This window comes from Pseudomonas artemisiae (genome assembly GCF_057128685.1).
Genome location: NZ_JBSKHS010000015.1, coordinates 67,175 through 89,800, shown reverse-complemented (window position 1 = coordinate 89,800; position 22,626 = coordinate 67,175). Strand labels below are relative to the sequence as shown.

Annotated in this window: 23 protein-coding genes; 12 read left to right on the top strand and 11 right to left on the bottom strand. The window is 61.5% G+C overall.

The annotated features are described in order from the left end of the window. Nucleotides 1–17: 17 nt before the first annotated feature. The 3 genes from prpC to ACWKV4_RS16870 are packed head-to-tail and all read right to left on the bottom strand — an operon-like array spanning nucleotide 18 to nucleotide 2,792. Nucleotides 18–1,145, bottom strand: coding sequence for a bifunctional 2-methylcitrate synthase/citrate synthase (prpC, locus tag ACWKV4_RS16880; protein ID WP_483833170.1), 1,128 nt, complete (start codon nucleotides 1,143–1,145; stop codon nucleotides 18–20). A 43-nt stretch (nucleotides 1,146–1,188) separates the two neighbouring features. Continuing rightward, nucleotides 1,189–2,076 (bottom strand): methylisocitrate lyase, encoded by an 888-nt coding sequence (gene prpB / locus ACWKV4_RS16875; RefSeq protein ID WP_483833171.1) that lies wholly within the window; start codon nucleotides 2,074–2,076, stop codon nucleotides 1,189–1,191. Beyond that, entirely contained in the window at nucleotides 2,073–2,792 is a 720-nt protein-coding gene (locus ACWKV4_RS16870) for a GntR family transcriptional regulator (RefSeq protein WP_483833172.1), read from the bottom strand. Before ACWKV4_RS16870 ends, prpB begins: the two co-directional genes overlap by 4 nt. Before the next feature lie 221 nt (nucleotides 2,793–3,013). Here ACWKV4_RS16870 and rloA point away from each other — a divergent pair, with 221 nt between their 5' ends. The 5 genes from rloA (at nucleotide 3,014) to ACWKV4_RS16845 (ending at nucleotide 8,333) form a co-directional block, all read left to right on the top strand. Beyond that, complete coding sequence (rloA, locus tag ACWKV4_RS16865) at nucleotides 3,014–3,550, top strand: retropepsin-like aspartic peptidase RloA (RefSeq protein ID WP_483833173.1); 537 nt, start codon at nucleotides 3,014–3,016, stop codon at nucleotides 3,548–3,550. Between the two features lie 5 nt (nucleotides 3,551–3,555). Next, entirely contained in the window at nucleotides 3,556–5,097 is a 1,542-nt protein-coding gene (gene rloB, locus ACWKV4_RS16860; protein WP_483833174.1) for an osmotic stress tolerance membrane protein RloB, read from the top strand. 2 nt (nucleotides 5,098–5,099) lie between these two features. Continuing rightward, complete coding sequence (locus tag ACWKV4_RS16855) at nucleotides 5,100–6,074, top strand: alpha-L-glutamate ligase-like protein (protein WP_483833259.1); 975 nt, start codon at nucleotides 5,100–5,102, stop codon at nucleotides 6,072–6,074. Next, entirely contained in the window at nucleotides 6,071–7,414 is a 1,344-nt protein-coding gene (gene pabB / locus ACWKV4_RS16850) for an aminodeoxychorismate synthase component I (RefSeq protein ID WP_483833175.1), read from the top strand. The genes ACWKV4_RS16855 and pabB overlap by 4 nt, the downstream gene beginning before the upstream one ends. A gap of 184 nt (nucleotides 7,415–7,598) precedes the next feature. Further along, the gene (locus ACWKV4_RS16845) at nucleotides 7,599–8,333 is read left to right on the top strand and encodes a phosphoadenylyl-sulfate reductase (RefSeq protein WP_483833176.1); all 735 of its coding nucleotides are present in this window, start codon (nucleotides 7,599–7,601) and stop codon (nucleotides 8,331–8,333) included. 110 nt (nucleotides 8,334–8,443) lie between these two features. Here the strand turns inward: ACWKV4_RS16845 and cysB are convergent, their stop codons facing one another. Then, nucleotides 8,444–9,418, bottom strand: coding sequence for an HTH-type transcriptional regulator CysB (gene cysB, locus ACWKV4_RS16840; protein ID WP_483833177.1), 975 nt, complete (start codon nucleotides 9,416–9,418; stop codon nucleotides 8,444–8,446). Nucleotides 9,419–9,536: 118 nt separating this feature from the next. Then, the gene (locus ACWKV4_RS16835; RefSeq protein WP_483833178.1) at nucleotides 9,537–10,037 is read right to left on the bottom strand and encodes a universal stress protein; all 501 of its coding nucleotides are present in this window, start codon (nucleotides 10,035–10,037) and stop codon (nucleotides 9,537–9,539) included. Between the two features lie 220 nt (nucleotides 10,038–10,257). On the opposite strand from ACWKV4_RS16835, the gene ACWKV4_RS16830 reads away from it, so the two are divergent. Further along, nucleotides 10,258–11,334 carry a 3-deoxy-7-phosphoheptulonate synthase gene (locus tag ACWKV4_RS16830; protein WP_483833179.1) on the top strand — a complete coding sequence of 359 codons (1,077 nt, stop codon included), beginning with the start codon at nucleotides 10,258–10,260 and terminating at the stop codon, nucleotides 11,332–11,334. A 51-nt stretch (nucleotides 11,335–11,385) separates the two neighbouring features. On the opposite strand, the gene ACWKV4_RS16825 is transcribed toward ACWKV4_RS16830, so the two are convergent. After that, the gene (locus ACWKV4_RS16825; protein ID WP_483833180.1) at nucleotides 11,386–11,667 is read right to left on the bottom strand and encodes a GNAT family N-acetyltransferase; all 282 of its coding nucleotides are present in this window, start codon (nucleotides 11,665–11,667) and stop codon (nucleotides 11,386–11,388) included. A gap of 458 nt (nucleotides 11,668–12,125) precedes the next feature. On the opposite strand from ACWKV4_RS16825, the gene ACWKV4_RS16820 reads away from it, so the two are divergent. After that, nucleotides 12,126–12,377 (top strand): Lpp/OprI family alanine-zipper lipoprotein, encoded by a 252-nt coding sequence (locus ACWKV4_RS16820; protein ID WP_483833181.1) that lies wholly within the window; start codon nucleotides 12,126–12,128, stop codon nucleotides 12,375–12,377. A gap of 101 nt (nucleotides 12,378–12,478) precedes the next feature. Here the strand turns inward: ACWKV4_RS16820 and ACWKV4_RS16815 are convergent, their stop codons facing one another. From ACWKV4_RS16815 to ACWKV4_RS16805, 3 genes are all read right to left on the bottom strand, one after another. Continuing rightward, complete coding sequence (locus tag ACWKV4_RS16815) at nucleotides 12,479–13,411, bottom strand: L,D-transpeptidase family protein (RefSeq protein ID WP_483833182.1); 933 nt, start codon at nucleotides 13,409–13,411, stop codon at nucleotides 12,479–12,481. A gap of 94 nt (nucleotides 13,412–13,505) precedes the next feature. After that, a complete protein-coding gene (locus ACWKV4_RS16810; protein ID WP_483833183.1) occupies nucleotides 13,506–13,802 on the bottom strand; it encodes a hypothetical protein in 297 nt (98 codons plus the stop codon). Between the two features lie 55 nt (nucleotides 13,803–13,857). After that, complete coding sequence (locus ACWKV4_RS16805; protein WP_483833184.1) at nucleotides 13,858–14,463, bottom strand: arylesterase; 606 nt, start codon at nucleotides 14,461–14,463, stop codon at nucleotides 13,858–13,860. A gap of 10 nt (nucleotides 14,464–14,473) precedes the next feature. Here ACWKV4_RS16805 and ACWKV4_RS16800 point away from each other — a divergent pair, with 10 nt between their 5' ends. From ACWKV4_RS16800 to nhaA, 4 genes are all read left to right on the top strand, one after another. Continuing rightward, complete coding sequence (locus ACWKV4_RS16800) at nucleotides 14,474–15,157, top strand: ABC transporter ATP-binding protein (RefSeq protein ID WP_483833185.1); 684 nt, start codon at nucleotides 14,474–14,476, stop codon at nucleotides 15,155–15,157. Then, complete coding sequence (locus ACWKV4_RS16795) at nucleotides 15,154–17,667, top strand: ABC transporter permease (protein WP_483833186.1); 2,514 nt, start codon at nucleotides 15,154–15,156, stop codon at nucleotides 17,665–17,667. Before ACWKV4_RS16800 ends, ACWKV4_RS16795 begins: the two co-directional genes overlap by 4 nt. Before the next feature lie 25 nt (nucleotides 17,668–17,692). Beyond that, complete coding sequence (gene greB / locus ACWKV4_RS16790; protein WP_483833187.1) at nucleotides 17,693–18,169, top strand: transcription elongation factor GreB; 477 nt, start codon at nucleotides 17,693–17,695, stop codon at nucleotides 18,167–18,169. Nucleotides 18,170–18,306: 137 nt separating this feature from the next. Beyond that, nucleotides 18,307–19,656, top strand: a complete 1,350-nt coding sequence (nhaA, locus tag ACWKV4_RS16785; protein WP_483833188.1) for a Na+/H+ antiporter NhaA — start codon at nucleotides 18,307–18,309, stop codon at nucleotides 19,654–19,656. Nucleotides 19,657–19,743: 87 nt separating this feature from the next. Here nhaA and ACWKV4_RS16780 read toward each other — a convergent pair whose 3' ends face one another. Together ACWKV4_RS16780 and ACWKV4_RS16775 are read right to left on the bottom strand one after the other, a co-directional pair. Continuing rightward, nucleotides 19,744–20,055 carry a class I SAM-dependent methyltransferase gene (locus tag ACWKV4_RS16780; RefSeq protein WP_483833189.1) on the bottom strand — a complete coding sequence of 104 codons (312 nt, stop codon included), beginning with the start codon at nucleotides 20,053–20,055 and terminating at the stop codon, nucleotides 19,744–19,746. Nucleotides 20,056–20,215: 160 nt separating this feature from the next. Further along, on the bottom strand, nucleotides 20,216–21,613 hold the full coding sequence (locus ACWKV4_RS16775) for an MltF family protein (protein ID WP_483833190.1): 1,398 nt from the start codon (nucleotides 21,611–21,613) through the stop codon (nucleotides 20,216–20,218). 137 nt (nucleotides 21,614–21,750) lie between these two features. Here ACWKV4_RS16775 and ACWKV4_RS16770 point away from each other — a divergent pair, with 137 nt between their 5' ends. Then, complete coding sequence (locus ACWKV4_RS16770; protein WP_483833191.1) at nucleotides 21,751–22,578, top strand: TatD family hydrolase; 828 nt, start codon at nucleotides 21,751–21,753, stop codon at nucleotides 22,576–22,578. Nucleotides 22,579–22,626: the final 48 nt, after the last annotated feature.

The window sequence follows — 22,626 nt, the reverse complement described above, 5'->3', positions numbered from 1 at the left end:
GGCGCATACAGAAGGGCTTAGCGTTGCTCCAAGGGTAGGAAGGCGCGTTGCTCCACGCCCACGTACTCCGCGCTGGGGCGGATGATGCGGTTGTTGGCGCGCTGCTCGAACACATGGGCGGCCCAGCCGGTTACTCGCGAGCACACGAAAATAGGCGTGAACAGCTCAGTAGGAATGCCCATGAAGTGATAGGCCGAGGCATGGTAGAAGTCCGCGTTGGGAAAGAGCTTTTTCTCTTCCCACATGACCTTGTCGATGGCCTCCGATACCGGAAACAGCACCTGGTCGTTCACCGCCTCGGCAAGCGTACGCGACCACTGTTTGATCACCTCGTTACGCGGGTCGGACTCTTTATAAATGGCATGGCCAAAGCCCATGATCTTATCCTTGCGCGCCAGCATCGCCCGCGTGCCCTGGGTAGCCTCTTCAGCAGAGGCGAACGTCTCGATCATCGCCATGGCCGCTTCGTTGGCGCCGCCATGCAAGGGGCCGCGCAGCGAGCCGATAGCCCCTACCACGCAGGAATACAGGTCTGACAGCGTGGAGGCACACACCCGCGCGGTGAAGGTGGAGGCGTTGAATTCATGTTCGGCGTAGAGAATCAGCGACACGTCCATCACCTTACGGTGCAATTCGCTGGGGGCCCTGCCGTGCAGCAAGCGCAAGAAGTGCCCGCCCAAGGTCGGCTCGTCGCTGCTGCACTCGATGCGCTTGCCGTGATGGCTGAAGTGGTACCAGTAGCACAGGATGGCCGGAAAGGCGGCCAGCAGGCGCTCGGTCACTTCGCGTTGGCGCTCGAAGCCGCCTTCCGGCTCAAGCGTGCCGAGCATGGAAGCCCCAGTGCGCATCACGTCCATGGGGTGGGTGCCCGCGGGAATGCGCTCCAGCACCTCTTTCAGCGGCTGAGGCAGTTCGCGCAACGTGCGCAAGCGCGCCAGGTAGGTATCCAGTTGTTGCCGGTTGGGTAGCTCGCCCTCGAGCAGCAGGTAGGCCACTTCCTCGAAGCCTGCGTGGGCAGCCAGTTCGCGCACGTCATAACCGCGATAGGTAAGGCCCGCGCCCTCCTGGCCCACGGTCGACAAGGCCGTTTGCCCGGCCACTTGGCCGCGCAACCCGGCACCATTGAGCACTTTTGCTTCAGCCATTGACGTTTCCTTTTATACATTGTTGTGTGGATTAAGCGTCGGCTCAGCGCTGCTGCGTGAACAGGGCGTCGAGCCGTTCCTCGTAGGCGTGGTAACCGATGGACTCGTACAGCGCCATGCGGGTTTGCATGGTGTCCACCACATGCTGTTGCGTACCGTCGCGACGGATGGCCGTGTACACGTTCTCAGCCGCCTTGTTCATGGCCCGGAACGCCGACAGCGGGTATAACACCAGGCTTACGTTTACCGAGGCGAGCTCGTCCGTGGTGTATAGAGGCGTGGCGCCAAATTCGGTGATATTGGCCAGGATGGGCGCGCGCACCCGCTCGGCGAAGGTCTTGTACATGGCCAGCTCGGTGATCGCCTCGGGGAAGACCATGTCCGCCCCGGCCTCGATGCAGGCCGCGGCGCGCTCCAGGGCAGCGTCCAGACCTTCCACGGCCAGGGCGTCGGTGCGAGCCATGATCACGAAGCTGTCATCGGTGCGGGCATCCACGGCAGCCTTGATACGGTCAACCATTTCCCCCAGGGAAACGATTTCTTTGTTAGGGCGATGACCACAGCGTTTGGCGCCCACCTGATCTTCGATATGCAGAGCGGCGGCGCCAAACTTGATCATCGAACGCACCGTGCGAGCCACATTGAACGCTGACGAACCAAAACCGGTGTCTACGTCCACCAGCAGCGGCAAGTCGCAAACATCTGTAATGCGCCGCACGTCGGTAAGCACGTCGTCCAGGTTGCTGATGCCCAGGTCCGGCAGGCCCAGGGACCCGGCTGCAACGCCACCACCGGAGAGGTAGATGGCCTTGAAGCCTGCGCGTTGCGCCAGCAAGGCATGGTTGGCATTGATAGCGCCGACCACCTGTAAAGGGTGTTCGCTGGCTACGGCATCGCGAAAGCGTTGGCCGGGCGTGGTCCGCTGGGTCATGACTCACCTCGTTGGGGTTGTTCACAGGCATGAGCGGCCATATGCCGCTCTACGTTACGCCGGGAGCCGGCGATATGGCGGCGCATCAGCAACTCGGCCAATTCACCGTCACGGTCGGCGATGGCGTCGAGAATCCGGTGATGTTCGACAAAGGCCTGGCGTGGGCGGTTGGGGGTGGTGGAAAAACGAATGCGGTACATGCGCACCAGTTGGTACAGCTCGCCGCACAGTAACTGGGCAAGGGTACGGTTGCCGCTGCCTTGAATGATCCGGTAATGGAAGTCGAAATCGCCTTCCTGCTGGTAGTAGCCAACCCCTGCCTGAAAGCCTGGGTCGCGTTCGTGCATCTCCAGCACTTGCCGTAGCTCGCTAACCTCAATGGCGCTCATGCGCTGGGCGGCCAGCCGGCAGGCCATGCCTTCGAGGGATTCACGAATGTCATACAGCTCGATCAGTTCCTCCTGGCTCAAGGCAACCACCCGTGCGCCCACATGCGGCACGCGCACCAGCAGCCGCTGGCCTTCGAGCCGGTGGAGGGCTTCACGTAATGAACCGCGGCTTACGCCATAGGCGCGTGCAAGCTCCGGTTCGGAAATTTTACCGCCAGGCGGGATATCCCCCGACACGATGGCCGCTTGAATGCGCCGGAACACCGATTCGGCGATGGTTTCAGCATCAGCCTCGGGCAGCTCGGGTGGGCGAATGACTTCCAGCATTGTCGACACCTTACAAAATCATTGCCTAATAGTTGACCAACCTCGCGTATGCGTCAAAGTATTCTTAAAAGATTGTCGACAATTAAGCGGATGAACATACCGCTTTCGGGGCTGGCGGCGCGCTTGAACTGGTGCTGTTTTATCACCGTGTTAAGATGCGCGACGCTCGAGGCAGGCCGGTTGCGCCTGTATTTGCCCCGCCCAGTGATTACTCAGGTCTCATGAGAACACCCAAACTCCCTTCCCTTCTTGGCTTGCTGCTCGTTCCCGGGCTAGGCCTTGCGTCCGAAAAAACCGCCTATGGCCTTAACGAGTACGCCCGCCTGGACGAACTCAACCTGGAGGTGGCGGCCAAGCTGGACACCGGCGCGATCACCGCCTCGCTCAGTGCTCGGGACATCAAGCGTTTCAAGCGCAATGGCGAATCCTGGGTGCGCTTTTACCTGGCCATCGACGATGCCCATCAGCATCCGATCGAGCGACCGCTGGCACGGATCAGCCGAATCAAGCGCCGTGCGGGCGACTATGATCCTGAAGCGGGCAAGCATTACACTGCGCGGCCAGTGATCGCGCTGAATGTGTGCATGGGCAAGGTCAAGCGGCGCATCGAGGTCAACCTCACCGACCGCAGCGCCTTCCAATACCCGTTGTTGATTGGTTCGGCGGCCCTGGTGCGTTTCGATGCGCTGGTCGACCCCGCCCTGAAATACACCGCCGGCAAGCCTGCCTGCGTTTCTGAAGCTTCCAACGCCGAGTAGCCTGAATGCGTTCCCTGACTCTCCATTTGAAGCTGTTGATCCTGACCCTGTTACTGCTTGGGGCAGGCATCACCGGCTATCAGATCTTCGTGCTGGGCATTCCGGTCACCGAGGACGAAACCGACGACCTGTGGAACATCGACGCCAAGGTTGAGTTCGTGCCCACGCCGAAAACCCCGGTGAAGGTACAGATGTTCGTGCCGCCGCTGACCAGTGACTACGTCAGCCTCAATGAGAGCTTTATTTCCAATAACTACGGGGTAAGCGTCAATCGCATTGACAGCAACCGCAAGGTAACCTGGTCCTCGCGCCGGGCCTCGGGTAACCAGACGCTGTATTACCGGCTGGTGCTGACCAAGCGCTACAGCACCGAGAAAACCAAGTACAAAGGCCCGATCTTCCGCGACAGCCTGGTACTGGAAGGGCCTGAGAAAATCGCCGCGGAGGCCCTGCTGGCGCCTATCCGGCAACACTCGGCGGACGTCGAAACCTTCATCAGCGAAACCATTCGCCGGGTCAACAACCTTAACGACGATAACGTCAAGCTGCTACTGGCCGGCGACCCTTCGCCCCAGCACAAGGCTGGGGTCATCGACCTGCTGCTGTCCATCGCCCACGTGCCCATGGAACGCGCCCATACCCTGCGCCTGGTCGCCGATCAGCCGCAAACCCCGGAGCTATGGCTGCGTAGCTTCAACGGTACCCAGTGGCTGTACTTCAACCCGGACACCGGCGAGCAAGGCCTGCCCGCCGACCGGCTACTGTGGTGGACCGGGGACGAACCCCTGGTCACCCTTGAAGGCGGCAAAAAGGTCATGGTCACCTTCAGCCTCAACAACAGCGAAATGAACGCCATTCGCCTGGCCAAGCTGACCGACGCGAACACCGACGCGGACTTCCTGGAGTACTCCCTCTACGGGCTGCCGCTGCAAACCCAGCAAACCTTTATGGTGATGGTGATGATCCCCATTGGGGTGCTGGTGATTCTGATCCTGCGCAACCTGATCGGCCTGCAAACCCTGGGTACCTTCACGCCGGTGCTGATCGCCTTGGCGTTCCGGGAAACCCAGCTGGGCTACGGCATTGTGCTCTTCACGCTGATCACGGCCCTGGGCTTGTCCCTGCGCTCCTATCTGGAGCACCTGAAATTGCAGATGCTGCCGCGGCTGTCTGTGGTGCTGACCTTCGTGGTGGTACTGATCGCCGCCATCAGCCTGCTCAGCCATAAGCTTGGGCTCGAACGCGGCCTGTCGGTGGCACTGTTCCCCATGGTCATTCTCACCATGACCATCGAACGATTGTCCATCAGTTGGGAGGAGCGCGGCGGCACCCACGCCATGAAGGTGGCGGCTGGCACCCTGTTGGCCGCGTCCCTGGCGCATCTGCTGATGACCGTGCCTGAGCTGGTGTACTTCGTGTTCACCTTCCCGGCGGTGCTGTTGGTATTGGTGGCCTTTATGCTGGCCATGGGGCGCTACCGTGGCTACCGGCTCACCGAGCTGATGCGCTTCAAGGCCTTCGTCAAGGAACGGGAGGCCGACGCCTGATGCTGGGGTTCATCAAAACCTGGAAGGCCTTGCACGCCCGCGGCATTATGGGTATCAACAGGCGCAACGCCGATTACGTGCTCAAGTACAACAATCGGCGGCTGTACCCTATCGTGGATGACAAAATCATCACCAAGGAGCGCGCCATCGCCGCCGGCATACAGGTGCCGGAACTGTACGGGGTGATTTCCACGGAGAAGGAAATCGAACGCCTGGACGACATCATTGGCGACCGCCCGGACTTCGTTATCAAGCCGGCCCAGGGCGCGGGCGGCGACGGCATTCTGGTGATCGGCGACCGTTTTGAAAACCGTTACCGCACCGTTTCCGGGAAAATCGTCAGCCGTTCGGAAATCGAATACCAGCTTTCCAGCATTCTTACCGGCCTGTACTCCCTAGGGGGGCACCGTGATCGGGCGTTGATCGAGTATCGGGTTACCCCCGACCCGATCTTCAAGAGCATCAGCTACGAGGGCGTTCCGGACATTCGCATCATTGTGCTGATGGGCTACCCCGTCATGGCGATGGTGCGCTTGCCCACCCGGCAGTCCAATGGCAAGGCCAACCTGCATCAAGGGGCCATTGGCGTGGGCGTCGACCTTGCCACTGGCATTACCCTGCGCGGCACTTGGCTCAACAGCATCATTCAGAAGCACCCGGACACTACCAGTGACGTCCAAGGTGTGCAGCTGCCCTACTGGGATGGCTTTATGACGCTGGCCGCTGGCTGCCACGAACTGTGCGGCCTGGGGTACATCGGCGTGGACATGGTGCTGGATCAGAACAAAGGCCCGTTGATCTTGGAGCTCAACGCCCGGCCCGGCTTGAACATCCAGATCGCCAACAACTGTGGGCTGGCCCATCGCACCGAAGCCGTGGAGGCTCACCTGGCGACCCTGGCCACCGAAGGCCGCAGCGAAACCCCGGAAGAACGCGCCCGTTTCGCCCAAACGGTATTCGGGCACGTGCGGGCATGAGCAACTGCATGCTTCACCCCCTGGCTTACCAGCCTGACCCTACCCACTGCTTTGCCGCCATACGCCAAGCCCCTGGCGCGGTGCTGCTCGACAGCGCCCGGCCAATGGCGGAACGTGGCCGCTTCGATCTGCTCAGTGCTTGGCCGGTGGACACCTTCAGGCCCACACCGGGCGAATCAGGCACGGCTTTTTTCCAGCGCCTGCGCAAAGGCCTGGCAGCCCTGGGCGAGGCCTCGCTACCCGAAGGCTGCGAGCTGCCCTTCGCCGGCGGGCTGATCGGCTACCTGGCTTATGATTTCGGCAGACGCCTGGAGCAGCTGCCCACAGGGCTGGAGGCAGAATTTACCCTGCCTGATGCCCAGCTTGGGCTATACAACTGGGCCCTGGCCAGTGACCACGCCCAAGGGCGCAGTTGGTTGGTTTTCCACCCAAGCGTAGGGCTGGCCGAGCGCCAGCGGCTGATCGACGTGTTCAGCGAACCGGCAACGCCCGCAGCGGCCAGCTTCCGCCTTACCGCCCCCTTTGCCAATGAAGTGGAGCAGCCCGCCTATAACCAGGCGTTCAGCCGCGTGCAGGGCTACATCCGGGCCGGCGACAGCTACCAGATCAACCTCACCCGCCGCTTTGCCGGCCATTGCGAGGGGGACCCATGGGTGGCCTACAAGGCGCTACGCAAGGCCTGCCCCACCCCCTACTCAGGTTTTATGCAAGTCGATGCCAGCACTGCCATCCTTAGCCACTCCCCTGAACGCTTCATCCGCATTCAAGGCCAAAGGGTAGACACTCGGCCCATCAAAGGCACCCGCCCTCGCCGCGCGCGCCCCGAAGACGATGCCGCCGAGGCGGCCGCCTTGCTGGCCAGCGAGAAGGACCGGGCTGAAAACCTGATGATCGTCGACCTGTTGCGCAACGACCTGGGCCGCAGCTGCGCCATCGGCACGGTGCGGGTACCGGAGCTGTTCGCGCTGGAGTCTTACCCCAACGTGCATCACCTGGTCAGCAGCGTGGTGGGTACCCTGGCCCCTGACAAGGACGCACTGGACCTGATCGCTGGGAGTTTCCCGGGCGGCTCCATCACCGGCGCGCCGAAAATCCGCTCCATGCAGATCATCGATGAAGTCGAGGGCCATCGCCGGGCGATCTACTGCGGCTCGCTGATGTACCTGGATGTACGCGGCAACCTGGACAGCTCCATCGCCATTCGCACGCTGCTGGTAGAACAGGGTCGCATTGCCTGCTGGGGTGGCGGCGCGGTGGTGATGGACTCCCAAGCCGACGACGAATACCAAGAGTCGTTGATCAAGGTAAAGGTATTGATGGACACCCTCGCCGCCCTATAAGGGCGAGCGCAAGCTCGCGAAGCGATGGCACAGGCAACCAAATGGCGCCCTGTTCGCCAGCTTTGCTGGCTCCTATAGCCATCACGCTTGCGGCTATCTCCCAATCCTGCAAGGCCTGGCTCAATTTGATACTCTTTTGCCTATTCGAGCGCTGCCCTAAGCGCCAGCTAACTGGAACCGCCTGATGAACCACCCTTTCGACGTCGCCGAAGCGGCGGCCCTCTATGCGGGCAAGCCCCCACAAGACGTACTCAAGTTCGCCTTCGATCACTTCGGTGATGATCTCTGGATTTCCTTCAGCGGTGCCGAAGACGTTGTGCTGGTGGACATGGCCTACAAGCTGAACAACCACGTAAAGGTGTTTACCTTGGACACCGGCCGCTTGCACCCGGAAACCTATCGGTTTATCGAACAGGTACGCGAACTTTACGGCTTGCCTATAGAAATCCTTACCCCAGAGCGCGAGCCGCTTGAAGCCATGGTGAAGGAAAAGGGCCTGTTCAGCTTTTACCGCGATGGCCATGGTCAGTGCTGTGGTATTCGCAAAATTGCCCCGTTACGCCGCAAGCTCACTACCGTGCGCGCCTGGGCCACCGGACAGCGCCGGGACCAAAGCCCTGGTACCCGCAGCCAGGTCCCAACGATAGAAATAGATACCGCGTTCTCTACCCCGGACAATACCCTGTTCAAATTCAACCCCCTGGCGCAGATGACCAGCGAAGAGGTCTGGGCGTACATCCGCATGCTGGAGCTGCCCTATAACAGCCTGCATGAACGGGGCTTTATCAGTATCGGCTGCGAGCCTTGCACCCGGCCCGTACTGCCCAACCAGCACGAGCGCGAGGGGCGCTGGTGGTGGGAAGAGGCCACTCAGAAAGAATGTGGCCTGCACGCAGGCAACCTGATCGCCAAGGCGTAAAGGCCTATTGGCCTGTGGGAGGCAGCAGAGCTGGCGAAGGCCTTTTTCCAAGAGCGGCCAGCCTAGGGTTCGCCAGCTTTGCTGGCTCCTACACGGCTCCCGTGGGGGATTCAGTGAGCCGGCAGCTCCACCCCATCGAACAGTTCTTCGAGCTCCTGCTTATTGTGGCAGGCGATGGCCTTGGCCATCACCTCGCGGGTCAGGTGCGGCGCGAAGCGCTCGATGAAGTCGCACATAAACCCCCGCAGGAAGGTGCCCCGGCGGAAACCGATCTTGGTCACACTGGCCTCGAACAGATGATCCGCGTTCAGTGCCACCAGGTCACTGTCCAGCTTAGGGTCTACCGCCATCTGCGCCACGATCCCTACGCCCAATCCCAAGCGCACATACGTCTTGATCACGTCCGCGTCCGCGGCGGTGAACACCACTTTAGGGGTGAGCCCGCGGTGGCTGAAGGCTTCGTCTAGTTTAGAGCGCCCGGTGAACCCGAACACGTAGGTCACGATAGGGTGTTCAGCCAGTACTTCCAGAGTGAGCTTAGGCAGCTTGGTCAGCGGGTGGCCCTGGGGCACGACCACGCAGCGGTTCCAGCGGTAGCACGGCATCATGATCAAGTCCCCGAACAGCTCCAAGGCCTCGGTGGCAATGGCGAAGTCCACGGTGCCGTCGGCGGCCATTTCAGCAATCTGCATGGGGGAACCCTGGTGCATGTGCAGGGCCACGTCAGGGTACTGCTTGATAAAGGCACTGATCACCGGCGGCAGTGCGTAACGGGCCTGGGTGTGGGTAGTGGCAATGGACAGCGTGCCTTTTTTTTCATTGGAGAATTCCTGGGCGATCTGCTTGATGCTCTCGACCTTGCGCAGGATTTCCCCAGCGGTATTGATGATGCGTTCTCCGGCTGGGGTAACCCGGGTAAGGTGCTTGCCGCTGCGTGCGAATACCTCTACGCCCAGTTCATCCTCTAGCAGACGAATCTGCTTACTGATGCCGGGTTGGGAGGTGTACAGGCTCTGCGCCGTGGCGGAGACGTTCAGATCGTGGTGAGCGACTTCCCAGATGTAACGCAGTTGCTGAAGCTTCATGCATGCCCCCCAGAGGCCCAAAACGCCAAGCCCCTCGCTTGCGGTGTGGGGGCTACGGCAAGGGTTATAACTATATGGATGGTTGAATCCAGAATCTAGAACTTTTTGCCAGGATGTTTCAGAATTGGCGTTGTGTCAGCGCTTGAGCCAGAGGTACCAGGTACACGGGTGCCACCGCCAACTGCAACACCCGGGCGGCCGTGCGCCCTAGGGGTAGATCGGCCGCGATCGCACGGCTGTGGCTACCTAGCACCAGCAGGTCTACCCTTAACCGCCGGGCCTGGTCCAGGATGACTTCGGCGGGGTCCCCCTGGCGAACCCGCACCGCGCGAATCAAGTCCAGGTCCTGCTCGCCATCAGCCAGGTCCTCGCAGAAATTATCCAGTACACGCCTTTCGATATTGGCCATCATGGTGCTAACGCCGCGGCCATGCAGCTCGTTCAGGGTCGGGCCGTCCAAGTAACTCTGCAACACCGACTCGGCAAAGCTGCCTATGGGTTCTACCGCGTGTATTACGTGCAGTTCGGCATCGAATTTACGCGCCAAGGCCAGGGCGTGCTGTAACACGAAGGGTGCGTAGGCACCCAGGTCGGTGGCATACAGCATCGAACGAATCATCTGCGCTCCCCCGCCACCCTGGTCGGTGGCGATAGGTCCAAGTCTAGCAGCGGCCTCATAAAGCGCAGGGGTTGACCGCACATCGTCCCGTTTACTCACCTTTCATGCCCTGCGACGGCGCTCAGGCATTGTCGAGGGGCGGCCGAACGCGCTAAGGTTCGGCACCCGCGCGCACCGCTAGCCCCGGTTGCGCCTGACCTGCTTGATGATGAGTACCACCATGGCCGATTTGCCCCTTAACGACCTCAACGTTGCGTCGAACGAGACCCTGATCACCCCAGATCAGCTCAAGCGTGACATCCCCCTCAGCGAAGCGGCGCAAGCCACGGTCGCCAACGGCCGCCAGGTGATTCGCGACATCCTCGATGGCAAGGACCATCGGGTGTTCGTGGTGATCGGCCCCTGCTCGATTCACGATGTGGCCGCCGCCCACGACTACGCCCAGCGGCTAAAGGCGTTGGCCGACGAAGTCTCGGACACCCTGTACCTGGTGATGCGAGTGTATTTCGAAAAGCCTCGCACTACCGTGGGCTGGAAAGGCCTGATCAACGACCCGTACCTGGACGACTCCTTCAAGATTGCCGATGGCCTGCACATTGGCCGCAAGTTGTTGCTGGAATTGGCTGAAATGGGGCTGCCTACCGCCACCGAAGCGCTGGACCCGATCTCGCCCCAGTACCTGCAAGACCTGATTAGCTGGTCAGCCATCGGCGCGCGTACCACCGAGTCGCAAACGCACCGGGAAATGGCTTCGGGCCTGTCCTCGGCGGTGGGTTTCAAGAACGGCACCGATGGGGGCCTGACCGTAGCCATCAACGCCTTGCAGTCAGTGTCCAAACCGCACCGTTTTCTGGGTATCAACCCCGAAGGCGGCGTGTCCATCGTGACGACCAAGGGCAACGCTTACGGCCATGTGGTACTGCGCGGCGGTAATGGCAAGCCCAACTACGATTCAGTCAGTGTGGCACTGTGTGAACAGGCGCTGGAAAAGGCCAGGGTTCGCGCCAACGTAATGATCGACTGCAGCCACGCTAACTCCAACAAGGACCCGGCCCTGCAGCCGCTGGTGATGGAGAACGTGGCCAATCAAATCGCCGAAGGCAACCGCTCGATCATTGGTTTGATGGTAGAAAGCCATATCAACCCAGGCGCTCAGAGCATCCCTAAAAACCTGACAGAGCTGGAATATGGTGTGTCGGTGACTGACGGATGCATTGGCTGGAGCACCACCGAGGCGAGCATTCGCGCCATGCGAGACAAGCTTAAAGGGCTGCTGCCTACCCGCTCACGGGCCTGACACGAGAAACGCCGGGGCAAACCCGGCGTTTTGCTGTGGCCATGGCCGCCTTTAGGTAGTGGCGCCGCGGCGCTGGTGGCGCTCCATATAACGCTCCACATAGGAGCAGGACGGAATCACCGTATAGCCCATGCTATCGGCGTATTCCAAGGCCTTCTCCGTCAGAGCGGCCGCGATCCCCCTACCCCGCAAGGCATTGGGTACGAAGGTGCGGTAGATGTCCAACGTCTGCTTGCCCAAGTCCATATAGGTCAGGTAAGCGCGATGGCCGTCTACGTTGGTTTCGAACTGATGACCTGCCTGGTCATGATGGATGGACACTGCCTCGCTCATTTCGAATCCTCGCGGGTCTTTGAATTAGACCGTTACAATACCGCTGTTTGCCTGCTGTTGGAACTGCTGAAAAGCTTTAGATCACCACGGCCTCGGGCAGAGCCTTGCCAGACAATCGGCCTGCTGCTGGCCAGAAAGGCCCTTATGAGCCTGATTGGACCTTGTAAACGCTGAAGACTGATAAAGCGCCAGTAAGTTCCAACTAAGCCCTAGTTACCTATGTATGTAGCCTAATCGCAGACTACTTGGCCTGCATCAATACCTCCGAACCCATATGGTATGGATCCTTACCGTGGTCAGAAAGGTAGACCAAGGCCTTGAATTTCACGCTATTTTTTTAACATATCTTGCGTACTCGGCGTTTACTTACTACAAGTAATGAGTACTATGTACGCCGGCTATTTTCTCAACGTCGAGAAGTAGCTATTAAATTAGAAAGTCCTTTAAAGGGGAACACGATGAACAACGTTCTGAAATTCTCTGCTTTGGCTTTGGCTGCCGTTCTGGCTACCGGCTGCAGCAGCGCTTCCAAAGAATCCGAAGCTCGCCTGACCGCTACCGAAGACGCTGCCGCTCGCGCACAAGCTCGTGCCGACGAAGCCTATCGCAAGGCAGACGAAGCTCTGGCTTCTGCTCAGAAAGCTCAGCAGACTGCAGACGAAGCCAACGAGCGCGCCCTGCGCATGCTCGACAAGGCAAGCCGCAAGTAACCTTCCCGGTTACTGGCAGCAACGAAAAAGCCGGCCCTCTTCGCAGAAGGCCGGCTTTTTCGTGTGTGTTCGACCATTGGGTTCGCCAGCTTTGCTGGCTCCTACAGGCCGGAGGGTAAACCGATCACCACGGGAATACCATCCTCGGCGCCGATCACGTCGCGCAGGTTATCCCAGTTCACGCTGGTTTGGCTGGCGAGGTCCTTACGGTTGAGCAAGGCATTGATTACCGCGGTGTGCTTATCCACCCCAGAAGGGTCACCTTGGGCATCGAGCGGGGTATGGGCTTCCAAATAGATTTGCCCGCCGCTTACGCCGAATTTATAGGGCTCGTTGATGATCCGCACCGGGGTGCCCACTGGCACCAGGGTCGAGAGCTCCAGCACGTTCTCGTTGTACATCCGGAAGCAGCCATGGCTGGTGCGGGTCCCGATGCCGAATTTCTTGTTGGAGCCGTGAATCAGGTACCCGGGCAACCCCAAGGTGAATTTGTAGGGCCCTAGGGGGTTATCCGGGCCAGGCGGCACCACATTGGGCAGCGGGTCACCGTCGGCGGCGTGTTCGGCCTTGACCGAAGCCGGTGGCGTCCAGGACGGGTTGGCCGTCTTGGCGATGATCTTGGTGTTGGCCACAGGCGAGCCCCAGCCTTCGCGGCCAATGCCCAATGGGTAGGTGCGCACCGTGTCGCCGCCTTTGGGGTAGTAATACAACCGGTACTCGGCCAGGTTGATCACAATCCCCTCACGTGGGCCAGGAGGCAGGATAAACCGTGTGGGCAATACGATCTCGGTACCTACCTTGGGCAGCCAGGCATCCACGCCAGGGTTGGCCGCGAGCATTTCCTGATAGCCCAAGTCATAGGTTTGAGCCAGGTCCGCGAAGGTGTCTTCGTATTTGGCGCTAATGGTCTGCACCTGGCCCACGACATCTTCGCCAGGGGCTGGCAAGGGAAACTCCAAGGCCACCGCGGGCCCGGCCACAAGGACTGCGGCCAGGGAAAGGCAACGGTTAAAGGCGGGAAAACGCGGAAACATCCTGGTGATCCTTACATGCGGTAAACCAAGGTCTAACCGTGCGATTGTACACGGGCCTAAACCCTTGAGGGAACGCTACGGCCCAGTGGTCAGTTCAATCGTATTCGTTCTGCAGCCCCGGCCATACGGGGCGGGTGCCTTTGCGCTGGGCGAAAAGAATGGCCCTGCACAGCGGGCACAGACGGGTGTCACGGAAAATCCCCCGGGCCACGGTCTGCCATTTGGGCTGAGCCGGCAGCAACCCGCCACAGAGGGTACGGTCGATGGAGCCTCCCAGCTCCAATTGACGCGCCGCCAGGTGTACGCGCGCTTCCTGACACGCGAACAGGTCCAACTGCTCGTCGGGCTCGATCAGTTGATAGGCGAATAGGGACCAGGCAGGACGTGGCATTGGGGGCTCCGGAAGGGGGCGCAACCTTAGCTCAAAGCCTGGCCTGAGAAAAGTGTCAGAGCAGCGGTTTGAGGGCCGGCCATACATTTTCCAGCAGCCGAGGCTGGGCTTCGGCCCGGGGGTGAATACCGTCAGCCTGCATCAGCTCGGCCACCCCGCCCACGCCGTCGAGCAACGAAGGCACCAAGGGCACCTGCTGCTCACTGGCGACCTGCTGGTACACCTTGCCAAAGGCATTAATGTAGGCCGCGCCATAGTTGGGCGGCAACGGCACGCCCAGCAGCAGCACCCGCGCACCGCTGTCCTTGGCGCGCTGAACGATCCAAGTAAGGTTTTGTTGCAATTGCGCCGGGGGTTGCCCGCGCAGGCCGTCGTTACCACCCAATTCAACGATGACTAATTCTGGCTTGTTGGCCGCCAACAGCGGCTCTAGCCGCGCACGACCATTGGCGCTGGTGTCACCGGTAATAGAGGCGTTGATCACTTGGCTGGTGTAACCCTGAGCCTGCAAACGGTTTTGCAGCAGGCTGACCCAGCCCTTGGTGGTATCCAGGCCGAAACCTGCGCTGATACTATCCCCCAACACCAGCAGGGTACCTGCTCCGGCTGTCTGGGCCATGCACAGCGCCCACAGTAAGGCGGCCACTTTCCACACTCGCATCGGAATCTCCATGGGCGTAAGCATTCTCACAGCGCGGAACCTTAGCAAAGTGGTTCCTGGCGCGGAAGGCGATTTGCATATTCTCAACGCGCTGTCCCTAGAGCTGCACACTGGTGACAGCCTGGCCATCGTCGGCGCCTCGGGTTCGGGCAAGTCCACCCTATTGGGGCTGTTGGCGGGGCTGGACCAACCCAGCGCCGGCGAGGTTACCCTCGCAGGGCACTCGCTGGGCAACCTTACCGAGGACCAGCGGGCACGGGTACGCGCCGAGCACGTAGGCTTTGTGTTCCAATCGTTCCAATTGCTTGAAACCCTGACTGCCCTGGAAAACGTGATGCTGCCGCTGGAGCTGCACGGCCGCGCCGATGCCCGTGAGCAAGCGGCAAACCTGTTGCAACGGGTAGGCTTAGGCGAGCGCCTGGACCACTGGCCACGGCAATTGTCTGGGGGTGAGCAACAGCGTGTCGCCATTGCCAGGGCCTTTGCCGCCGAGCCCGCGGTGCTGTTCGCTGATGAGCCCACCGGCAACCTTGACACCCACACTGGCGAGAAAATTACCGAGCTGCTGTTCACCCTCAACCGCGAACACAGCACCACGTTGGTACTGGTCACCCACGACGAACGGCTGGCCCAGCGCTGCCGTCGATGGATTCGCCTGGAGGCGGGGCAACTGGTTGCCTCGGGCACCCATTGAAGAGCGCACGCAAACAAAGCTTGGGCCGGCTGTGGCGCCTGGCCACTCGCCAGCTGTGGCGAGAAGCCCGGGCCGGCGAGCTACGGGTATTATTTTTCTCCTTGTTGATCGCCGTGGTGACCAGCACCGCCATTGGCTACTTCGGCGCGCGCTTGAACGCCGCCATGCAATTACGGGCGACCGAATTTCTGGGCGCCGACCTCGTGTTGCAAGGCAGCACTCCGGCACGCCTGGAGCAGCTGCGCACTGGGCGGGACCTGGGCCTGGAGCATGCTCAGGTGGTGGAATTCAGCAGTGTAGTGGCCACGGAGCAAGCGGTGGAGTTGGCCAGCGTCAAAGCCGTGGACGGCAATTACCCACTGCGCGGTCAGTTGCGCAGCGCCGCCGAGCCCTATGCCGCCGAAACCGAAGGGGGCACGCCAGGGCCGGGTGAGGCCTGGGTGGAGCCTCGTTTGCTCAGCGCGCTAAACCTGAACATTGGCGACAGCGTGGACATCGGCCTGAAACGCTTGCGCCTGGCGCGGGTGCTCACCTACGAGCCGGACCGCGCGGGCAATTTCTACAGCCTTACCCCACGGGTGATGATCAACCTGGGAGACCTGCCCGCCACCGGCGTGGTGCAACCTGGCAGCCGCGTAACCTTCAGGGACCTTTGGCGGGGCGATGCCGCCAACCTTGAGCAATACCGGCAGCTGGTCAACGTAGGCCTGGACGCCAACCAGGCCCTGCGCGATGCCCGTGACAGCAACCGCCAGGTAGGCGGCGCCTTGGGCAAGGCTGAACGCTACTTGAACCTCGCAAGCCTGGTGGCCGTGCTGCTGGCTGGTGTAGCGGTAGCCTTGTGCGCGGCGCGCTTTGCCGCCAAACGCTATGACAACAGCGCCTTGCTGCGCTGCCTGGGGCTGTCTCGGGGCGAGGTGCTATGGATATTCGCCTTGCAATTATCGATGCTAGGCGTGGCGGCCAGCCTGGCGGGCGCAGTGATTGGCTGGCTGGCGCAGTTCGGTATTTTCGCCCTGTTGAGCGGCTTGCTGCCCGACACCATTCCCGGTGCCGGCCTATGGCCCGCCGTGGCGGGGATGGGCACGGGTATGGTCGCTCTGGCGGGCTTTGCCTTGCCGCCGCTGGCGGCCCTGGGCCGGGTACCGCCACTGCGGGTGTTGCGTGGCGACCTGTTACCCCTGCCCACTCGTGCCTGGGCGGTGTACGGCAGCGCCTTGGTGGCGCTGGGCCTGATCATGTGGCGCTTGAGCCTTGACCCTACCCTGACGCTGGCGCTTCTGGGGGCCGGTACCTTCGCCGCGCTGCTGCTGGGCGCGCTGCTGGTGCTGGGGCTGCGCCGACTGCGCGGGGCCTTGGCCAACGCCCCCTTGCCTTGGCGCCTGGGCGTGGGGCAGTTGCTTCGCCACCCTGTCGCCGCCGCCGGGCAGGCCTTGGCCTTCGGCCTTATTCTGTTTGCCATGGCCCTGGTCGCGCTGTTGCGCGGCGAACTACTGGACACCTGGCAACATCAGTTACCGGCCGACTCGCCGAACTATTTCGTGCTCAATATTCTGCCCACCGAACGTGATGCCTTCGCCGAGCAACTCAAGCAGTACGGCGCCGTGGGAGCACCGCTCTACCCTATCGTGCCGGGGCGGCTGACGGCCATCAACGGCAAGCCCGTGGGGGATGTGGTCGCCGAAGACAGCCAGGGCCAGCGCGCCACTCAGCGAGACCTGAACCTCACATGGGCGGCGGACCTACCCCAGGGCAACCAGATCGTCGCAGGGCAATGGTGGGCCAAGCCTGGCGCGGATCACCTGCCCGGGGTTTCGGTGGAACAGCGCCTGGCAGAGAGCTTGGGCGTCAAGGTAGGCGACAAGCTTACCTTCAGCGTGGCCGGTACGGTGCGCGAAACCCGGGTCGCCAGCCTGCGCACGGTGAGCTGGGATAACTTCCAGCCCAACTTCTTTATGATCTTTGAACCTGGCACCTTGCAGGACTTCCCGGTTACTTACCTCACCAGCTTCTATCTCGCCCCGGGCCATGACGCGCAGGTAGTGGCCCTGGCCCGCGCCTTCCCTGCCATGACGTTGTTGCAGGTGCAGGCCTTGCTTGAGCAATTGCGCAGTATCCTGGCGCAAGTGACCCTGGCGGTGGAATACGTACTGGTGTTCGTGCTGGCGGCAGGTTTGGCGGTGTTGTTCTCCGGCTTGCAGGCCACCCTGGATGAGCGCATTCATCAAGGCGCCTTGCTCCGAGCACTGGGTGCCAGCCGTGCGGTACTGGTACGCGCGCGGAGGATCGAGTTCAGCGTACTCGGTATCACCAGCGGCCTACTGGCAGCCGTAGCCGCCGAAGGGGCCAGTTGGGCACTGTATCGCTTTGCCCTTAACCTGCCTTGGCACGTCCACGCCTGGCTGTTGCTGCTGCCGTTGGTAGGGGCGCTACTGGTAGCCACCGCCGGAGTGTTTGGTACGCGCCGCGCCCTGACCGCCAGCCCCCTGCGCGTATTACGCGAAGGCTAGTACCACGGACAAAAGAGGTTCACACGTGCCAACCAATATCATCACCCGCGCCGGCCATGAGAAGCTCAAAGGCGAACTGGACCACCTATGGCGCGTGTACCGCCCGGAAATCACCCAGAAGGTTGCCTGGGCCGCGTCCTTGGGTGACCGGAGCGAGAACGCTGATTACCAATACAACAAAAAGCTGCTGCGCGAGATTGACCGCCGGGTGCGCTACCTGCGCAAACGCCTGGAAGACGTAAAGGTTGTGGATTACGCCCCTGAGCAGGAAGGCCGGGTGTTCTTTGGCGCCTGGGTGACCATCGACAACGACGGCGGCGAAGAAAAGCGTTTCAGGATCGTTGGCTACGACGAAATCTACGAGCGCAAGGATTATATCTCCATTGATTCGCCCATGGCCCGCGCGCTACTCAAGAAAGAAGAAGGCGATGAAGTGACTGTGGCTACCCCTACCGGGCCCGCTATCTGGTATATCGCCCAGATCAACTACGAACAGGTTTGACGCCCGGCCAGGGTGCTATAAAACATCCAGCCTTGTACCCTGGCGCCCTAGCCCTTAGGATCAACGCCGGGTGCACCTTGGCGTTCCAACGTGCAGGTTAAAACTCACGCCGGTCGGGCCGCCGGTGAGGCTTTGCCATGCCCGCCCCAAACAGCCCCGCGCCAACACCCATTCCGCGCGCGCAACAATTGACCCATCAAGCCCTGTCGGCGCTTGAACGCTTTAGCCATATCGAGGCGGTCAGCGGCATCGTCCTGGTGATCGCGGCGCTGCTGGCGCTGATCTGGGCCAACAGCCCGATCGCCGATACCTACGCAGCCCTCTGGCATACGCCAGTCAGCCTTGCCTTGGGCAGCTATTCCCTTGGCGCGGATCTGCACTTTTTGGTCAACGATGGGCTGATGACCATTTTCTTTCTGGTGGTTGGCATGGAAATCCGTTCAGAGCTCAACGACGGATCCTTGGCCAATCTCAGAATGGCTGCGTTACCCGTGGCGGCGGCTTTGGGGGGCGTTGTGGTTCCGGCGCTTATCTACACGGCCATTAACCTTGGGCACGCTTCGCTGGTGGGATGGGCTGTACCTACCGCTACTGATATCGCCTTTGCCGTTGGCGTGCTGGCCTTGTTGGGCAAGAGCATCCCAGCAGGCGTGCGGATCTTCCTCTTGGCGCTGGCGATCATCGATGACATCGCAGCGATCGTTATCATTGCCGTGTTTTACACCTCCTCCCTGGATACAGGCGGCGCGGCAATTGCGCTAGCGGGCGTGCTGCTCGTGTTGCTGTTCCAGAGAATGGGCATTACCTCTGCCTGGCTGTATTGCCTGCCAGGCCTCGTTCTGTGGGCGGGGCTGGCGAAGCTTGGGGTTCACCCTACCCTGGCCGGGGTGATTCTTGGGTTGATGACCCCGGTATACTCCCGCCCTGCCGAGGAGCGCCCACTGGATACACTCAACAAGGCCATGCATGAGCTTATGGCGCGTTTCAAGGAGGCGCCCAGCAACCAGGCCGTTACCAAACCGCTGGTGCGGTTGCGCAAGGCCCAGCGGGAATTGGTACCGCCCGTGCAACGGGTTCAAACCGCGCTCCACCCCTGGGTGGCCTATGGCATCATGCCGCTCTTCGCCCTCGCCAACGCCGGCGTGGCGTTCGGGGAAACCTCCACAAGCGAGGGTTCGGCGTATCTGGTAGGCGTGGGCGTGGCGGTGGCCTTGACCCTGGGCAAACCCTTGGGGGTGATTCTGACCTGTGCCGCCTTGGTGCACACTCGCCTATGCAACCTTCCAGACGGCGTCAACTGGGCGGGGGTGGCGCTGATCGGCCTGCTCGCCGGGATCGGCTTTACCATGTCCATTTTCATTTCAGGGCTGGCCTTCGAGGACCACAGCCTGCTCGGCATGGCCAAACTGGGCGTATTGGCCGCTTCTGCGTGCTCAGCGGTACTCGGCATCGTATGGGGCTGGCTGATGTTCGTTCGCCCTAGGTAACGCAACCGGCGATAGCGGCCAAGCCCTGACACCTTCATGACATAGGACTGCTGACAGTGCCTTAGCATAATGACGGCAGGCCAGGGATCAACCCAACGTCAACAACCCCTGCCGTGCCACTCGAACCAGCGCGGCGATCAGCGCTGGCGCCTCGGCCGCCGAGGGTGACTGCACCACCGCCAGGTCAAAACGATTATCAGGAAAGTGCGCCAGGGGCTGCCCTTGGTCCACGAACCGCACCGAAAACGGCGCTGATTTGCCGTTGCGCCGCGGCCAGCCGTCAAGGCAGCGCAGCAACGTAGGCTGATGGCGGCCTACCAGCAAAATACGAGGGTTATGGGACTTGGCCGAAGAGCCTGGCAAGGGGGCCAGGCAAACGATGGTGCGCGGACAACTCATGGTAGGTACTCTGCCTTACGGATTTCGCCGGGCAGGTGCAAGGCGGCACGAGCCAGCGTTTTAGCGGTATTTCAGGCTGTGTAGCCCAGGCGCCCCGCAAGTAGCTGTCTAAATCGGCGCATGTGAACGATCCTAGTAGCGGTGAGTGTTCGCTGTCAACTTAGCGCTTGCCCTCCTCCAAGCTCTCCCGCGCCCGGTCGAACGCCAGGTAATACTTGTTCACGTTATTGACGTAGCTGACCGGCGCCACGCCAACGTTTTCCAGGGCGATGCGCTCCACCTGGAAAAACCACCTGTTAGGGTCCAAACCTCGCTGCCGCGCTTGGGCCCTGAAGCGCTGCACCCGCTCCGGGCCCATGTTGTAGGCAGCCAGCACGAAGGCCATGCGCTCGCGCTCGTCCATGTGCTTGCTGTTGAAAAACCGGCTACGGATCAAGGCCAGGTAGCGTGCAGCCGCGCGCACGCTGTCGTCCACGGCATTGACGCTCTTGACCCCCACTCGGCGTGCCGCGGCGGGGGTGATCTGCAAGGGGCCGCTAGCGCCTCCGCCACCACGGGCGGCAGGTTCCAGGTCGGATTCCTTATAGGCCAATGCGGCAAGGTCCAGCCAATCCAAGCCCTGCTGGCGCGCGTTGCGTTGCAGCACCGGGCGCAAGGCTTCCAAGCGCTCGCGGTCATCGTTGTGCAGGGGATAACGGGTTTGATACAGGGTACGGCAGCCGTCGAGCAGGGCTTTGTCCTGATTGGCCGGCGGGCGGTACTGGCCGAGAAATTGTCGCACGCTGTCGCTCAATTGCGGCGCGTCTTGGCGCACATACCAGTTCATCGGGCCCGGCGCGTGGAAGCCTACCCGGCGATCGATGCGCAGGTCCGGCATCAGCTTTACCCAGCGTTCGGCGATCGGCTGCTCTACCAGTGTCAGGCCATAGACCCCGGCGCTGATCATATCCAGTACATCTTCCACCCCCAGGCTGGCGTCGGCCCACTCCACGCTCATCGGTGCGAGGTGGCGCGAGGCCAATTGTGCGTTGGCCCGGCTTACCGCTTCGGCGGCAGCGCTACCGGCCACCAACACCACCCGCTTGCCCGCCAATTGCTCCAGCCGGGTGTAGGGTTTGTGCTTACGCGACTGTACCAGCACCAACGGGGTATCGACCGCGGTAGCGGCGCTGGCCATGGTGGCCGCGCCCGCCCCAGCAGGGAGTAATTCACCCGGGGCGGCGAGGTCTGCTTCACCCCGCTGCAAGGCACCCAGGAGTTGATCCTTGGGGCGCGGTACTGCCTTGAGCCGCACCTGTGGGTGTTGCCCAGGCTGGTTGTTGAGGTAGTCTTCGAAGGCCTCCAGGCGGCGATCTTCCGCGCCTACTGCCGTGCCATCAATGGTAGCCGAGCTGTTACGGCTTTGGTTAACCACCACTCGCAGCACCTTGGCCTGGCGGATCTGCGCCAGGTCATGGGGTGCGTTAGGGTTGGGCTCGGCCAGCGTTGCGCTTGAAGCCAAAGCACATAGCAGAAGTGCGGCCAAGCGCATCGCCTGGCCAGACACGGGATCTTTCATCGGTGCTCCGAGGTTAAAAGCCCGCCCAAAGCCTCGGCTGTGGGCTACCAAAACCGCGCCAGCTTGCCAGCGTCGGGTTTTATTTATTGGGGTAAAGCTTTGGTATGCTTTCCGGCCTCAGCCTGAAAGGAGTAACCATGCAACTCATCGACATCGGCGTCAACTTGACCAACCCGGCATTCGACGAGCAGCACAGTGCATTGCTGGCGCGCGCGCTCGCCGCAGGGGTTGGCCAGATGGTACTCACCGGTACCAGCGCCGAGGTCAGTGAACAGGCCATTAGCCTGGCCGAGCAGTTGGACCTCCAAGCCAAGCGGCTGTTCACTACGGCGGGGGTGCACCCCCATGATGCCAAGGCCTGGAATGCAGACACCGCCCGCCGCATCGCTGCCCTGCTCAGTCACCCACGGGTACGTGCCATAGGGGAATGCGGACTGGACTTTAACCGGGACTTTTCACCCCGCCCCCAACAGGAACGGGCGCTAGAAGAGCAACTGGCCCTGGCCGTGGAACATGGGTTGCCGGTATTTCTCCACGAGCGGGACGCCGCGCCGCGCCTGACAGCAATTTTGCGGCAGTGGCGAGATCGCCTAAACGGTGTCGTGGTGCACTGTTTTACCGCCGGCCGTTCGGAGTTGTTCGGCTACCTGGACCTAGACCTGCACATCGGCATTACCGGTTGGATTTGCGATGAGCGCCGGGGCAGCCATTTGCATGAGCTGGTGGGCAGTATTCCCCAAGGCCGATTGATGCTGGAAACCGACGCGCCCTGGCTGCTGCCCCGTACCCTCCGGCCCAAACCAAAAAATGGCCGCAATGAGCCGGCGTTCTTGCCTGAGGTACTGCGTGAAGTGGCGCGGCATCGAGGTGAACACGAGCACGTGCTGGCGGCCCATACCACTGCCTGTGCCAAAGCCTTCTTCAAGCTGCCCGAGCCGCCATCGGCCGAACCTATTAAGGCCTGACCCGGGCCTGCTATCGCGGCAATGAAACTTTCACCAGGCTATGACGCC